The sequence below is a fragment of the Vogesella facilis genome (genome assembly GCF_042648525.1).
GTDB classification, from domain to species: Bacteria; Pseudomonadota; Gammaproteobacteria; order Burkholderiales; family Chromobacteriaceae; genus Vogesella; species Vogesella facilis.
Genome location: NZ_JBHRXN010000011.1, coordinates 38,102 through 53,383 on the forward strand (window position 1 = coordinate 38,102; position 15,282 = coordinate 53,383).

At 64.9% G+C, this 15,282-nt stretch carries 13 protein-coding genes; 4 read left to right on the top strand and 9 right to left on the bottom strand.

Translation table 11 applies throughout. The annotated features are described in order from the left end of the window. Positions 1-10 precede the first annotated feature (10 nt). From ACFOLG_RS05610 to ACFOLG_RS05650, 9 genes are all read right to left on the bottom strand, one after another. The gene (locus tag ACFOLG_RS05610; protein WP_386089408.1) at positions 11-631 is read right to left on the bottom strand and encodes a VC0807 family protein; all 621 of its coding nucleotides are present in this window, start codon (positions 629-631) and stop codon (positions 11-13) included. Next, positions 621-1,166, bottom strand: coding sequence for a cysteine hydrolase family protein (locus ACFOLG_RS05615; protein WP_386089410.1), 546 nt, complete (start codon positions 1,164-1,166; stop codon positions 621-623). The genes ACFOLG_RS05610 and ACFOLG_RS05615 overlap by 11 nt, the downstream gene beginning before the upstream one ends. Positions 1,167-1,294: 128 nt before the next feature. Beyond that, complete coding sequence (locus tag ACFOLG_RS05620) at positions 1,295-1,753, bottom strand: SRPBCC family protein (protein WP_386089412.1); 459 nt, start codon at positions 1,751-1,753, stop codon at positions 1,295-1,297. 78 nt (positions 1,754-1,831) lie between these two features. Next, positions 1,832-2,098, bottom strand: a complete 267-nt coding sequence (locus ACFOLG_RS05625; RefSeq protein WP_088968417.1) for a hypothetical protein — start codon at positions 2,096-2,098, stop codon at positions 1,832-1,834. A gap of 119 nt (positions 2,099-2,217) precedes the next feature. Beyond that, on the bottom strand, positions 2,218-2,694 hold the full coding sequence (locus tag ACFOLG_RS05630) for a GyrI-like domain-containing protein (protein WP_386089415.1): 477 nt from the start codon (positions 2,692-2,694) through the stop codon (positions 2,218-2,220). A 154-nt stretch (positions 2,695-2,848) separates the two neighbouring features. Further along, positions 2,849-6,691: a DUF3683 domain-containing protein gene (locus ACFOLG_RS05635; protein WP_386089417.1), complete on the bottom strand. Its 3,843-nt coding sequence runs from the start codon at positions 6,689-6,691 to the stop codon at positions 2,849-2,851. A gap of 268 nt (positions 6,692-6,959) precedes the next feature. Further along, the gene (pdxA, locus tag ACFOLG_RS05640; RefSeq protein ID WP_386089419.1) at positions 6,960-7,946 is read right to left on the bottom strand and encodes a 4-hydroxythreonine-4-phosphate dehydrogenase PdxA; all 987 of its coding nucleotides are present in this window, start codon (positions 7,944-7,946) and stop codon (positions 6,960-6,962) included. A gap of 187 nt (positions 7,947-8,133) precedes the next feature. After that, on the bottom strand, positions 8,134-9,411 hold the full coding sequence (locus ACFOLG_RS05645; RefSeq protein WP_386089422.1) for a peptidylprolyl isomerase: 1,278 nt from the start codon (positions 9,409-9,411) through the stop codon (positions 8,134-8,136). Continuing rightward, on the bottom strand, positions 9,408-11,588 hold the full coding sequence (locus tag ACFOLG_RS05650) for an LPS-assembly protein LptD (protein ID WP_386089424.1): 2,181 nt from the start codon (positions 11,586-11,588) through the stop codon (positions 9,408-9,410). Before ACFOLG_RS05650 ends, ACFOLG_RS05645 begins: the two co-directional genes overlap by 4 nt. Positions 11,589-11,677: 89 nt before the next feature. Between ACFOLG_RS05650 and amgK the strand changes: the two genes are divergently transcribed. The 4 genes from amgK to ACFOLG_RS05670 all read left to right on the top strand — a co-directional run bounded on the left by amgK (position 11,678) and on the right by ACFOLG_RS05670 (position 15,192). Continuing rightward, positions 11,678-12,724 (top strand): N-acetylmuramate/N-acetylglucosamine kinase AmgK, encoded by a 1,047-nt coding sequence (gene amgK / locus ACFOLG_RS05655; protein ID WP_386089427.1) that lies wholly within the window; start codon positions 11,678-11,680, stop codon positions 12,722-12,724. A gap of 4 nt (positions 12,725-12,728) precedes the next feature. Further along, a complete protein-coding gene (murU, locus tag ACFOLG_RS05660; protein ID WP_386089430.1) occupies positions 12,729-13,430 on the top strand; it encodes an N-acetylmuramate alpha-1-phosphate uridylyltransferase MurU in 702 nt (233 codons plus the stop codon). Further along, a complete protein-coding gene (gene ruvC, locus ACFOLG_RS05665; RefSeq protein ID WP_386089432.1) occupies positions 13,427-13,957 on the top strand; it encodes a crossover junction endodeoxyribonuclease RuvC in 531 nt (176 codons plus the stop codon). Before murU ends, ruvC begins: the two co-directional genes overlap by 4 nt. A gap of 80 nt (positions 13,958-14,037) precedes the next feature. Next, entirely contained in the window at positions 14,038-15,192 is a 1,155-nt protein-coding gene (locus ACFOLG_RS05670) for a hypothetical protein (RefSeq protein WP_386089434.1), read from the top strand. Positions 15,193-15,282: the final 90 nt, after the last annotated feature.

The window sequence follows — 15,282 nt, forward strand, 5'->3', positions numbered from 1 at the left end:
TTTATCATTTTCAGGCAGTTTGCAGCGACTGCTGCTGCAGCCGGCGCCGCCACAGCCAAGTGGCCGCCGCCAGCAGTGCCATGATGCCGTAGCTGATCCACGGCCCGATGGCCACCGCGCGCGCCACCGGCCAGTGAAAGGCCAGCCAGATGCGGCTGGCGCACTCCGCCAGCAGGCCGCCACCCCACAGCACGGTCATGCCGCGCAGCACGCTTTGCAGCGCCGGTAGCGCCAGCCGGGCCTGCAATTTATCCCGTTGCTGCGGCGACTGCCGCGCCGCCGCCGCCAGTGCCAGTCGCGCGAGCAGCGGCTGGCGCCACAGCAGGCTCAGCAGGAACAGCATCCCCACCGCGCCGGTGACCAGCGATTCACGCACCAGCAGCCAGCGGCTGTCGCCATCGCCGAGCATGGCCAGCAGCGACAGCACGATGCCGGCCAGTACCAGCACGCTCATCGCGTCCAGCCGGCGGTGGCGGTGCAGCTCCCACAAACTCCACAGCGTGGGCGGCACGGCCGACCACAACAGCGCGCCGCGCTCGCCCCAGCCGGCCACGGTGTGGTCATAGACCAGCCACGGCAGCAGCAGGTTGACGGCCAGATCCGGCAGCAGGGCGCGCCAGTCAGGCTTCATCGTCACCGTCTTGCAGCGCCGTCAGCGGCAGCACGCGGATCGGGTTGCCCGGCACGTCCATGCTGGCCCACAGCCAGTTCAGGTGCGCTACCAGTGTCTCGCCGCTGGCGTGCGGGCGGTTCTTGCAGGTGTGGGCATCGGCCACCACGGTCACCGCGTAGCCCAGCGAGGCGGCGCGGCGCACGGTGGTATCGACGCAGAAATCGCTGGCGTAGCCACCCACCCACAGGTTCTCGATCTCCTCGCTGTCCAGGTACTGGCGCAGGCTGGTGTCGAGGAAGCTGTCGCAGGCGGTTTTCTCGATCACCGGGTCGCCCGGCTGGCGGTGCAGGCCGGGGTGCAGCTGCCATTCCTCGCTGCCGCGCGGCAGGTCTTCGGCATGGTGCTGGATGAACACCACGCGGTGGCCGCAGGCGCGGGCATGGTCGATCAGCTGGTTGAGCGTGGCCAGGGTTTCGGCGCCGCGCGTGGCGCGCGGCTCCATGTTGATCAGGCCGTACTGGAAATCGATGACAAGCAGGGCGGTGTTGCTCATGGCAGTCTCCGGTGGGGCCGGCCGGCGGTAGCCAACCGGGGAAGCCGCATGCTAACAGCAAATCCGCCGGCCGCGACAGCGCTGTTCCGGCCAGCGGCGGGACGCTTGCGGCCAACCTTGCCCCAGGGCTAGCTTGCCTGGCTTGCGCTATCGCGCCAGGCCAGGATCAGGCTGCGCCATTCGGCCAGCATGGCGTGGTAGCCGGCGGCAAAGTCGCGGATGGCGGCGTTGCCGGCCTCGCTGAGCCCGGTGAGGGTGTAGCTGACCTGGACACGGGTGTTGGCATCCACAGGCTGGCAGCTCACCTGCACCTGCACGAAGCGCGAACCGGGCGTGACCCGCACATAGCGGTAGCTGTAGGCGGCTGGCTGGTAGTCCGCCAGCGTCCACAGCGTGGTCTCGCCGCCGTGGCCGGTACTGAACACCATGCCCTGCACGGTGTGGCCGTCGGCCGGGTGGAAGTATTGCGGTTGCCAGTCCGGCACCCACAGCGTTTCGCCGGCCGGGGTGAACAGCGGGTAGGCGGTATCGATATCCAGCGGCAGGGTGAATTCGCCGCCGAGGTGTTGGTGTATTGCCTGGAACATGGTTGCCCTTTCCTCAGAATTGGAAAAGCCGCAGCGCCCCATGGCGTGCGGCATGGCATGTCGCGGCAAACAACGGGCTCACTCTCCCTTGCGATCCTGCAGGCGGTGGCTGGCGTCGGCATCCAGGTCCAGGCCATAGATGGCCTTGAGCTGGGCGATGGTGGCCAGGGTTTCTGGCGAGAACGGCTGCTTGCCGTCGAAGGCGTGCAGCACGATGCCTTCCAGCAGGTCACCCAGCGTCATGTCCTTGTGCTCGGCCAGTGCCTTCAGCACCTTGACCAGCCGTTTTTCCAGCCGCACCCCGGTCTGGATGCGTTCCACTGCGATAGGCGCTTGTTCGGGCATGGTGAACCCCGTCATTTCGTTTGGTACATATGTACCAAGATAACTTTGTTGCGTTGGTGGCGCAAGCAAAAAAAAATTGGCCGCAAGTCTGCGGCCAACGTGTCGGAGACGGCTGTGGCTCAGGCGTCGTCGTCGGTGGCGTCCATATTCACCGGGATGTACAGCTCGACCACGCTGTCCGGGTGCTCCGGCCCCAGGAAGCGGCTGTCCACCAGCTCGAACTCGATGCCGGGCACCGCCACCAGCCCGGCTTCCGGCAGCCACTCGGTATAGGCGGCGCTGAAGGTGTCCGGCAGACCCTGCACCGGGCCGTGGTGTTCCACCACTGCGTAGTGCTGCGCCGGGATGTCGATGGCCACCATGCCGGCCGGCACCGCTGCATCGGCAGCCACTTCCAGCCCGGCGATGTAGCGCCAGCTGCCGTCCGGGTGCGCATCGCACACGCCGTAGCTGTTGGCCGACTGCACGCCCTGGATTTCCGGGATGCGCGGCACGAAGCGGGTCCACAGCTGGGCGATGGTGCCGCCGTCGCTCTGCTGCCATTGCATGCCGATGACGCGGAAGGCGGGGCGGGTGACCAGGGAAGGGGTTTGCATGGCGGGACTCCGATAGAGGTTGGTGCAGCAGGGTAGGCTGCTATGAGGGTAGTGTCGAGCCTGCGGTTGCGCCAACAAAACGTGGGCACGAAAAAGCTTGGCCGCAAGCCCGTTGCCAGGCTTGCGGCCAACCTTGTTCACATGGCGTGACGGTTTACAGCAGCACGCGTTCGATGCCGCCGTTGCGCGCCTTCTCCACGTAGTCCTTCATCCAGTTGTCGCCCAGGATGTGCTTGGCCATTTCTACCACGATGTAGTCGGCCTCGGTGTTGGTGTCGTCGCTGTAGCGGCTCAAACCCTGCAGGCAGGACGGGCAGGAGGTGAGGATCTTCACCGGCTTGTCGGTTTCGCCAAGCTTGGCCAGATCCTTGTTGATCTCCTCTTCCTTGCGGAAGCGCACCTGGGTGGCGATGTCCGGGCGGCTGGCGGCAAAGGTGCCGGACTCGCCGCAGCAGCGGTCGTTCTGGATCACGCCGCCGCCCAAGAGCTCGTTCACCACTTTCATCGGCTGGTAGGCCTTGATCGGGGTGTGGCAGGGGTCGTGGTACATGTACTTCTGACCGCCGATGCCTTCCAGCTTCAGGCCCTTCTCCATCAGGTATTCATGGATGTCGATGATGCGGCAGCCGGGGAAGATGTCCTCGAAGCGGTAGTTGGCCAGCTGGTCGTAACAGGTGCCACAGCTCACCACCACGGTCTTGATGTCGAGGTAGTTCAGCGTGTTGGCCATGCGGTGGAACAGCACGCGGTTCTCGGTGGTGATGGCGTCGCCCTTGTCCTGGTAGCCGGCGCTGGTCTGCGGGTAGCCGCAGCACAGGTAGCCCGGCGGCAGCACAGTCTGGGTGCCGACATGCCACAGCATGGCCTGGGTGGCGAGGCCAACCTGGCTGAACAGGCGCTCCGAGCCGCAGCCGGGGAAGTAGAACACCGCCTCGGCTTCCTCGCTCAGTTGCGGGTTGCGGATCACCGGGATCACGCTGGCGTCTTCCACGTCCAGCAGTGCGCGCGCGGTTTTCTTCGGCAGCCCGCCTGGCATCGGCTTGTTGATGAAGTGGATCACCTGCGCCTTGATCGGCGGCTTGCCGAGGGTGGACGGCGGCTGCGCGGTCTGCGCGCCGGTGACGCCAAGCTTCTTGCCGATGCTGTTGCCCAGGCGCTGCGCCTTGTAGGCCAGGCCCACCAGGCCGCCGCGGATGGTCTTGATGGTGGCCGGGTCCTTGGCGGTGAGGAAGGCCATGCCCAGCGCGGTGCCGGGGTTGAACTTCTTGTTGCCGGTCTTGCGCAGGAAGTTGCGCATTGCCACCGACACATCGCCGAAGTCGATCTTCACCGGGCACGGTTTCACGCAGCGGTGGCACACCGTGCAGTGGTCGGCCACGTCGGACAGCTCCTCGAAGTGCTTCAGGCTCACGCCGCGGCGGGTCTGCTCTTCGTACAGGAAGGCTTCGGTGAGCAGGCCCACGCCGAGGATCTTGTTGCGCGGGCTGTACAGCAGGTTGGCGCGCGGCACGTGGGTGGAGCACACCGGCTTGCACTTGCCACAGCGCAGGCAGTCTTTCACCGAGTCGGAAATCTGGCCGATGTCGGATTGCTCCAGGATCAGCGATTCGGCGCCCAGCAGTTCGAACGACGGGGTGTAGGCCATGCTCAGGTCGGCGCCCGGCAGCAGCTTGCCCTTGTTGAAGTGGCCGTTGGGGTCGACGCGCGCCTTGTAGTCGCGGAACGGCTGGATCTCGTCATCGGACAGGAATTCCAGCTTGGTGATGCCGATGCCGTGTTCGCCGGAGATCACGCCGTTCAGGCTGCGCGCCAGCGCCATGATGCGCTCCACCGCGCGGTGCGCGGTCTGCAGCATCTCGTAGTCGTCGGAGTTCACCGGCAGGTTGGTGTGCACGTTGCCGTCGCCGGCGTGCATGTGCAGCGCCACGAAGGCGCGGCCGCGCAGCACGCGTTGCTGGATGGCGCGGATGGCATCCATCACCGGCGCGTCGGCCTTGCCGGCGAACAGGCTTTCCAGCTCGGCCAGCAGCTCCTGCTTCCAGCTCACGCGCAGCTTGAAGTCGCGCATGGCGAGGAACACGCTGGCCTCGGGGTTGGCCGCCGCGTCTTCCATCGGCGCCTGCGGCCAACGTCCGAGATAGCTGCCCAGCGGCAGGTCCAGGTTGTCCAGCAGCCACTGCCAGCGCGCGCGCACCTGGGCGATCAGCTCCAGCGCGGTTTCGCGGCGGTCGCCGATCAGCTCGTCGGCGGACAGGGTTTCCTCGCTGTCCACCGGCAGGCGGCCGTGGAAGTAGTCGGTGAGGCGGTCCAAGAGCTTGATCTTGCTGGCCACCGACAGCTCGATGTTGATGCGCTCGATGCCGTCGCTGTAGTCGCCGAGGCGATCCAGCGGAATCACCACGTCCTCGTTGATCTTGAAGGCGTTGGTGTGGCGGGCGATGGCGGCGGTGCGCGAACGGTCGAGCCAGAATTTCTTGCGCGCGTCCGGGGTGACGGCGATGAAACCCTCGCCGTGGCGGGCGTTGGCGTAGCGCACCACCTGGCTGGCGGCCTCGGCCACGGCGTTCTCGTTGTCGGAGACGATGTCGGCGATCAGCACCATCTTCGGGCGGCCCTTGGACTTGGCCTTGGTGGCGTAGCCCACGGCGCGCACGTAGCGCCAGTCCAGGTGCTCCAGGCCGGCCAGCTGCACGCCGGCCTTCAGCCCGGCGCCGTTCGGCTTGAAGTAGTCGGTGATCTCGACGATGGCCGGGGTGGCCTCGGCCACGGTGCCGAAAAATTCCAGGCACACGGTGCGGATGTGGCTGGGCATGCGGTGCAGCACGAAGCGCGCGCTGGTGATGATGCCGTCGGTGCCTTCCTTCTGCACGCCGGGCAGGCCGGCCAGGAACTTGTCGGTGACGTCCTTGCCCAGACCGGTCTTGCGGAAGGTGCGGCCCGTGATGTCCAGCTGCTGGCTGGAGATCACGGTCTTGCCGTCGTCCTGCAGGCGGCTGACGCGGAAGCTGGCCACGTCCACGTCGTGGATCTTGCCGTAGTTGTGCTGCAGGCGCTCGACGAACAGCCAGTTGCCGTCCGGATCCACCATCTTCCAGCTGGCCAGGTTATCCAGCGCGGTACCCCACAGCACGGCTTTCTTGCCGCCGGCGTTCATCGCCACGTTGCCGCCGATACAGGAGGCCTCGGCCGAGGTCGGGTCCACCGCGAACACCAGGCCGGCGGCGCCGGCGGCTTCGGACACGCGCGCAGTGACCACACCGGCGCCGCACTGGATGGTGGCGTGCTTGCCGGCCAGACCCGGCAGCTCGATGTATTCCACGCCGATGTGGCGGTCGAGTTTCTCGGTGTTGATTACCGCGCTGCGGCGATCCAGCGGCACCGCGCCACCGGTGTAGCCGGTGCCGCCGCCACGCGGGATGATGGTGAGTTCCAGCTCGATACAGGCCTTCACCAGCGGCGCGATCTCGGCTTCGCTGTCCGGGCTCAGCACCACGAACGGGTATTCCACGCGCCAGTCGGTGGCGTCGGTGACATGCGACACGCGCGCCAGGCCGTCGAACATGATGTTGTCGCGGCGGGTGATTTTGGCCAGGCGCTTGAGGATGGCGGCGCGCAGCTCGCGGGTTTCGCCGAACTGGCGCTCGAAGCTGTCCACCGCCAGCTGGGCGGCGGCGATCATGCGGCCAACCTTGTCGTTGCCGTCGCGGCGCTTTTCCACTTCGTTCAGGCGGTGGCGCATGGCGCCCACCAGCGCGGACAGGCGCTGCGGGTTGTCCAGCAGGTCGTCCACCAGGTAGGGGTTGCGATCCACCACCCAGATGTCGCCCAGCACTTCGAAAAGCATACGGGCAGAGCGGCCTGTTTTCCGCTCTGCCCGTAGTTCTTCCAGTAAATGCCACATCGGCTCGCCCAGTAACCGGATGAAAATCTCCCGGTCCGAATACGAGGTGTAGTTGTACGGAATCTCCCGTACCCGCTGCTGGGTGGTGGTGCTCATGTCGTCCCTGAACTTCGTCAAGTATGTGAAAACTGTTGCTAATGGTAGCTGAAATGCTGCGCCGCGAAAATTGACGCGCGCGGAAGGGTTATTCGCTTGCCGCATATGGTATGCGCTATCGACATGCCATTTTGAGGGTGAATGTCGTCGGACGACTACAAAATGCTGTCGTATCGAGGCTTGCAGACAGGCGCATAGCTAGTTTGAAAATGACGACACCCCGCCCGGCAGCGCCGGTGCGGGGTGTGTTTTGTGCATGGCAGCGTAGTCAGCGCCGCTGGCTTGTCGCCAGTGTCAGCGCCAGTTGCACTGCTTCGAACAGGCTGCCAGGGTCGGCGCGGCCGCTGCCGGCCAGATCCAGCGCGGTGCCGTGATCCACCGAGGTGCGGATGATGGGCAGCCCCAGGGTGATGTTGATGCCGGCGCCGAAGCTGGCGTGCTTGAGCACCGGCAGGCCCTGGTCGTGGTACATCGCCAGCACCGCGTCGGCGCTGGCCAGCTTGTCCGGGTTGAACAGCGTGTCGGCCGGCAGCGGGCCGATCAGCTGCATGCCCTCGCTGCGCAATGCGGCCAACGTTGGCTCGATGATGTCGATTTCCTCGCGCCCCATGTGGCCGCCTTCGCCGGCGTGCGGGTTGAGGCCGGCCACCAGGATGCGCGGCGCGGCGATGCCGAACTTGTGCGTGAGGTCGGCGTGCAGGATGCGCAGCACCGCCGTCAGCCCGTCCTGGGTGATGGCGTCCGGCACCGCGCGCAGCGGCAGGTGGGTGGTGGCCAGCGCCACGCGCATGCCGCCGCCGGCCAGCATCATCACCACCAGCGGGGTGGCGGTGTGCTCGGCCAGGTATTCGGTGTGGCCGGAGAACGGCACGCCGGCGTCGTTGATCACCCCCTTGTGCACCGGTGCGGTGACCATGGCGGCGAACTCGCCGCGCAGGCAGCCGGCGATGGCGGCGTCCAGCGTGGCCAGCACGTAGCCACCGTTGGCCGCATCCAGCTGCCCGGCCACTACCGGCGCCGCCAGCGGCACGTGCAGCACTTCCAGCGTGCCCGGTGCCGGCGCGGCATCCGGCCGGTAGTCGTGCAGCGTCACCTCCAGCCGCAGCTGGGCGGCGCGCTGTTGCAGCAGGCTCTTGTCGGCGATCAGCAGCAGCCGCGCCGGCAGTGCCAGCTCGGCCAGGCGCAGCACGATGTCGGGGCCGATGCCGGCCGGTTCGCCGGCGGTGATGGCCAATACGGGAAGAGTCGGGTTCATGGTGTGGGTGCTAGCCGCAAACAGGGCCGGCCGGAGCCGGCAGGGTAGACGCAAGCAGGGCCGGCATGGGCCGGCGCTGCGCAAGCCGGGCCAGTATAGGCCGGCGCCAGGCAAACCGCGTGCTCCGGCATGCGCCGGCGGCACCGCAAAAGCAACAGGGCCGGCCTAGGCCGGCCCTGCTCGGGACTTACTTCTCGATCAGGCGATCGTCGATAAAGGCGCTGGAGCGCAGCTGCTCCAGCCAGTCGGTGTAGCTCTGTTCCATCTTGCGCTGGCGCAGTTGCTGTTTCAGCGCCAGGCGTTCGCGGTCTTCGCTGACGTTCTGGCTGCGCACTTCGTCGACGCGGATCAGGTGCCAGCCGAACGGCGATTTCACCGGCTCGCTGACCTGGCCGGCGGACAGCGCGAGGTAGGCGCGCTGGAAGTCCGGCACCATGTCGCCTTCCGATACCCAGCCCAGGTCGCCGCCCAGGGTGGCGGAGCCGTCCTCGGAGAACTGTTTGGCCAGGTCTTCGAACTTGGCGCCACGCTTCAGGCGATCCTGCACCTGCAGGATGCGGGTGTAGGCGTCGGCTTCGGAGGTGGCTTCGTTGGTCTTGATCAGGATGTGGCGCACCTTGTGCTGCTGCACGAATTGCGGCGCGCTGTCGTTGCGTTTTTCTACCAGCTTGAACAGGTACAGGCTGCCGCTGGCACGCACGATGTCGGTGACTTCGCCGACCGGCAGCTTGTCCAGCATCTGGATGAAGTCGGCCGGCAGCGCATTGGCGCTACGCCAGCCCAGGTCGCCGCCTTGCAGCGCGTTGGGCGCTTCGGAGTAGCTGGCGGCCACCTGCGCGAACGGCTTGCCGGTTTTCAGCTCGGCGGCGGCCTTCAGCAGTTTCTGGCGGCGCAGTTCGATCTGCGCGGCGTCGGCGCGTTCCGGCACGTTCACCTGGATCACCGCCAGGTGGTATTCGGTGTGCTTGCTGGCGATGGCGCTTTTCAGCACCTGGTCCACTTCCTGGTCGCTGACGCTGACGCGGCTGGCCAGCTCGCGCTCGCGGATGCGCTGCAGCAGCATGTCCTTGCGCACCTGCTCGCGCAGCTGCTCCAGGGTGATGCCGTCCTTGGCCAGCAGCGCGCGCAGGCCCGGCAGGTCGGTCTTGTTCTGCTGCGCCACGCTCTGCACCGCGTTGTCCAGCTCCAGCTCGCCGATGCGGATGCCGTTGTTGCCGGCAAACTGCAGCTGCAGCTGCTCGTTGATCATCTGGTCCAGCACCTGGCGCGCCAGCAGCTCTGCCGGCGGCAGGCCGATGTTCTGGCGCTGCAGGTTGGCGGTCACCTCCTGCTGGCGCTTGCTGAGGTCGGATTGGGTGATCACGCTGTTGTTGACCACTGCCACGATGCGGTCGGCGGTACTGATGGCAAACGCCGGCGTGGCCAGGCCGGCGATCAGGCCGGCGGCAAGGAGAAGCTTTTTCATTCTGTATCCGCGATGTTGTTGATATTGCTGTAGCCTGGGATGGCCAGGCGCAGCGTTTCCATGGGGTTGTTGCCGATGCTGCTGAGGTCTTTCAGCTCCAGTTGCAGGAACACCGCATTCTTGTACTGGCTGATGTCGGTCAGATAGCGCTCGCCCACCACCCGTACGATCCAGCAGCCCTGGTTGTATTCCACCCCGGCCAGGCGCTGCAGCACCTTGTTGTCCTGCAGCGAGTAGTTCTGGCGGGCCACCGCGTACCAGTTGCGCGCGATCGGCCATTGGCCGGCGATGTCGATGGTGCGCAGCGGGCCGTAGTTGCCGTCGTTGTCCAGCAGCTCGTTGCGGCCGAAACGGTAGCGCAGGCTCAGCGCCTTGCCGGCGGCCGGGCTGTAGCGCAGCTGGGTGCTGAAGCGCTCGGTCTTGCCCAGCGACTGGTTGTACTGGTAGGTGGCATCCAGACGCAAGGCCTGGGTCAGATCGCCACCAATGGTGGACAGGATGTCGGAGCTGTTCTCGGTGCGCTTGGATTCCGCGCCGCTGAGGGTGATGTCGTCGTCGTTCAGGTAGAAGCGTTGACCAATGCCCACGCGCAGGCGTTCCAGACCGTTGCGCTTGTCCAGCAGGCGGCTGGTGAGCGCGGTGGTGATGTTCTTGGCGGCATTGATGCGGTCATAGCCGGAGAAGCGGTTTTCGCTGAACAGCTGCGCGAAGCTGAGATCGTTTTCCGAGGTATCGAAGTTGGGCAGATTGCTCTGGTCCACGCGTGGGATGTGCACGAAATAAAGCCGCGGCTCCAGCGTCTGGGTGAAGTCCTGGCCCTGCAGCTGGGTGTCGCGCTCGAAGGTCAGGCCGCTGTCCAGCGTGGTGATCGGCAGGGTGCGATCCAAGGTGTTGGCCGCATTGCCGTTGTAGGCATCCAGCTGGTAGCGGGTGTGGTGCACGCCGAACTTGGCCTGCAGGAAGCCCCACGGCTTGTCCAGGTTCCAGCTCACGCTGGGGTAGGCCACGGTGCGCCAGCCATCCTGCAGATTGCGGTGCTCGAAGCGGGTGATTTCGCTTTCCAGGTTGGCAGTAAAACCCCACAGCGTCTTGTTGCTGCTGATCGCCAGCTTGGGCACGCGCGCGTATTGCTCGCTGCCGCCGGCCAGTGTCTGGTAGCGCGAGGCGCTGAGCTTGAAGCTGGCCCAGCCCGGGTTGTAGTTGACCCAGGCCTCGCGCAGCAGGTTGCTGCTGGTGGCGGCGGTGCTGCTGTTGCCAAAATCGTCGTAGTAGTCTTCGTCCGACACATAGCGGCCATCAAGGCCGAAGGTGGTGTCCTGGTTCAGCGTCTGGGTGTGTTCCAGCGCCCACAGCGAGCGGTTGCTGTCGGTCTTCTTGTCGTTCGGCAGCTGTTCGGTGTAGATCTTGCCGCTGTAGTCCGGCTGCAGGTAACGCCCCTCCAGCCCCAGCATCACGCCGCGTTGTTCGATATAACGCGGGGTGATGGTGGCATCGTAGTTGGGGGCGATGTTCCAGTAGTACGGCAGCGCGAATTCCAGGCCGTCGCTGCCGGTGGTGATGGTGGGGAACAGCAGGCCGCTCTTGCGGCCGCCGTCCAACGGGAAGTCCATCCACGGTGTGTACAGGAAAGGCACCCCTTCGAACTCCAGCCGCGCATGCTTGGCCACGCCGACGTTGCGGCCGTAGTCCAGATCGATGGTGCCGGCCTTCAGGTACCAGGAGTCATCGCCGGGCGCGCAGGTGTTGGCGCGGGTGGTCTGCAGCTGGTAGTTGCCCTTGCCCTGCATCTCCAGGGCGGCGGCATGGCCGCGCAACACGCGTTTGCCCTGGCCGAAGGCAAAATCGGCATTGCGTGCGCTGCCGGTATCGGTGGCCAGGTAGGCCTCCAGCGCATCCGCCTCCACTGTGCCCTCCGGCTGGCGCATGCGCGCGCGGTCGCCGGCGCGGATCAACTGCTTGTCGACGTAGTATTCCAGCCAGTCGGCTTCGAATTGCTGGGTGTCGCGGACGGCCTTTACCGAGCCGGTGGCCCGCAGCTGGCTGTCCATCTGGCCAGAGATGGTATCGGCCTCCACTTGCAGCGCGCCCGCCTTGATGGTCTCGGCCAGCGCAACAGGGGTGAGGAACAGGGGCAGCAGTGCTGCAGTCAGCGGAGCGAGACGGAAGCGGGAGAACATGGATGGCATCAGCCTGTCGGTGAGTGTGGGGGCTGGTGAAAGCGGGTTACAATCGCGTCATTGTACCCAATTTGCCGATATACGCGACTATGCAGCGACTCGAAGCCCTTAAAGCGTGGCTGGCCACGCAGTTTCCCGGTCAGGACATCGCGGTGGAATTCGCCGCCGCCGATGCCGACTTCCGCCGTTACTTCCGCGCCATCTTCCCGGATGGCAGCAGCCGCATCGTGATGGATGCGCCGCCGGAGCAGATGAACACCGACCCCTACGTGGCGGTGCGCGAGGTGCTGGCGCCGGCGGCCAACGTGCCGGCCATCGAACTGCGCGACCGCGAGCAGGGCTTCATGCTGCTGCAGGACCTGGGCAAGGTCACCTTCCTCGCCGCGCTGCAGCACGACGAGCGCCCGATGGTGCACCAGCACCTGCTGCTGGAAGCCATCGATACCCTGGTCGAGATCCAGAAGATCAGCCAGCCCGGCGTGCTGCCGGACTACGACCACGCGCTGCTGCTGCGCGAAGTCAGCCTGTTCCCGGAGTGGTTTGCCGCCAAGGAACTGGGCAAGCCGTTCACCTACGCCCAGCGCCAGCGCTGGGACGCGGCGCTGCAGGTGCTGCTGCCGCGCATCGAGGCGCAGGCCAAGGTCTACGTGCATCGCGATTTCATCGTGCGCAACCTGATGCTGACCCCGGATCGCCCCGGCGTGCTGGACTTCCAGGATGCGGTATACGGCCCGATCAGCTACGACCTGGTGTCGCTGCTGCGCGATGCCTTCATCGGCTGGGACGAGGAATTCGTGCTCGACCTGGTGGTGCGCTACTGGGAGAAGGCGCGCGCCGCCGGCCTGCCGGTGCCGGAACAGATCGACGACTTCTATCGCGATTTCGAATGGATGGGGGTGCAGCGTCACCTCAAGGTGGCCGGCATCTTCGCCCGCCTGTACCACCGCGACGGCAAGGACAAATACCGCAGCGAGATCCCGCGCTTCATCAAGTACCTGAAGAAGACCACCCGCCGCTACAGCGAGCTGGCGCCGCTGTACCAGCTGATCGTGGAACTGGTGGGGCTGGATGCGGACGACAACGACGACAGCATCCAGTCGGTGTTCAGCGCCACCAAGCTGTCCTCGGACCAGTAAGCCGATGAAAGCGATGATCCTTGCCGCCGGTCGCGGCCAACGCATGCGGCCGCTGACCGACCACACCCCCAAGCCGTTGCTGCCGGTCGGCGGCCAGCCGCTGATCGCCTGGCATATCCAGCACCTGGCCGCCGCCGGCTTCAGCGACATCGTCATCAACCATGCCTGGCTGGGCGACAAGATCGAAGCCACGCTGGGTGACGGCAGCCGCTACGGCGTGCGCCTGGCCTACTCGCGCGAAAAGAGCGCGCTGGAAACCGCCGGCGGCATCGCCACCGCCCTGCCGCTGCTGGGTGATGCCCCATTCGTGGTGGTGAATGGCGACGTGCTCACCGACGTCGACTTTGTCGCCTTGCGGCCAACGCTGGCAGCACTGGATGGCGAGCGCCACCTGGCGCACCTGCTGCTGGTGGCCAACCCGCCGCATCATCCGGGCGGCGATTTCGGCCTGCTGGCGGATGGCCGGCTGGCGGGCAATGCCAGCGACGGCATCGGGCTGACCTTCTCCGGTATCGGCCTGTACCACCCGGCGCTGTTCGCCGCCATCCCGCCGCACCAGCCGGCCAAGCTGGCACCGCTGCTGCGCGAGGCGATGGCGCGCGGCCAGGTGAGCGGCGCGCGTCACCACGGCCTGTGGCTGGATGTGGGCACCCCGGAGCGGCTGGCCGAGGCCGATGCCATCGCCCGGGGCTGGCAGCCGGCGTGAAGCGCCGCATCCTCGGCATCGACCCCGGCAGCCGCATCACCGGCTTCGGTGTGATCGACGTGATCGGCAACCAGCGGCACTACGTGGCTTCCGGCGCCATCCGCACCCCGCCGGGCGCTACCCTCGCCGAGCGCATCAAGGTGCTGGTGCACGGCATCCACCAGGTGATCGACACCTACCAGCCCACCGAGTCGGCGCTGGAGCAGGTGTTCGTCAACGTCAACCCGGCGGCCACGCTGATGCTGGGCCAGGCGCGCGGCGCCTGTATGACCGCGCTGGTACTGCGCGACCTGCCGGTGGCTGAGTACACCGCGCTGCAGGTCAAGCAATCGGTGGTGGGGCAAGGCAAGGCGCCCAAGGAGCAGGTGCAGTACATGGTGGTGCGCATGCTCGACCTGTCCGGCACGCCGCAGGCCGACGCCGCCGACGCGCTGGCGGTGGCGCTGACCCACGCCAACCACAGCGGCGGCGCTATCGGCAAGCTGGCGCTGCAGGGCCTGAAGGTGCGCGGCGGGCGGCTGGTGTGAGCTAGAAGCAATCCTTGTTGTGGTGTGAGTAATTAGTCTTACGGATGTCTATTTTTTTTGCTCAACAGCAAAAGGAATCTATGAACGAAGTTACATCCATATTCTGGTCGTCTTGGCGGGATTCTTTACAAAATGCAAATGAGGCATTGGGGTTTTATTGCTATGGCAAAGAAAGCGATCCGGCAGCTTTTTCATTGTGGCGTGATTCTGATGACCAGCAATTGACACCATGGATGCTACTGGGCGATCTGGGCATGATTGGTGTCCTCCATCAACAGGATAGTGATCTTTTGCTGCAGCTCATGTCCGTATCGGATGATGGTAGTTACCCATGCAGGATTGGCTTGATGCACCTGCCGTCTGGTCGAGAGACGGGTTTGATCTTCGATCCAGAGGCCAGTGAGCGGTTGATAGAAATCGACTGGCTGGATCAGCCCTCTTGGTTCGTATTGACACGGTTTGATGAGACACCCGAGCAGCATCGGATGTGTAGCATTTACGACGAAGGCATGAATTGTCTACTGACCATGCCTTTGCTATTGGTTTCCCGTGTATTTTCACCGCAGCCGGCTCTGATCCTATCCGTCAGCTCCAGCAGGCAAGCACGCTACGGTCTTTTTTCAGCACATGAACAGCGGTTGTGGCTGCCATGTGACTATATCGACCTATTTTCCTTCGATAATTTTTGGATTGGTATTACCCCAAGGGGGGACAGCCATATCTGGGATCAATTCTGTCAGTCCAGTCGAGTGCTCCCTTATGTACTGACATCTGTAGATGGCAAACTATTTGCCCAGCAAGGCGGCCTTTGGCAAGCGGCGGATGAGCATGGCAATGTTAGTGGTGAATTCAGCGCGCTTTCTCTGGAGGCATTGCTGGCGGAACCGCTGGATTTGCGAGGTCTTACATTGCCCACAGTAAACAGCATACTGGATGGCGATGTGGTAGCCCGTCTTGCTGATCTGTCCACACAAGGGGGTAGCAGTTGTAAGTATGAAGGTTTGTCTGAACCCTTCTGCGATGGCTATCTAGATATTGGACAGGCGGTGTTGTCTCCGGGTCAAATCGCCATTCTGCTTGAAAGCCGCTATGACGATCTGCGATGGTTGGTGCTGCCACAGGATGGTGCAGAGGGCCGGCGTGGTGTCGTTTGGCGTTTGTTTTCCGATACGCAGGCAGTTGGCTTGACTGAGTGCGAGCTGGCGGGGTTATCGGTACTGCTTGAGTCGGTGTAATCCAATTGATTCTGGCGTGATCCTCATGCTTTCTTGCTTGTGGCCAAGGTCGGTGATCAGTATGTTTGGCATCCTTTTGTCTTCAAACTG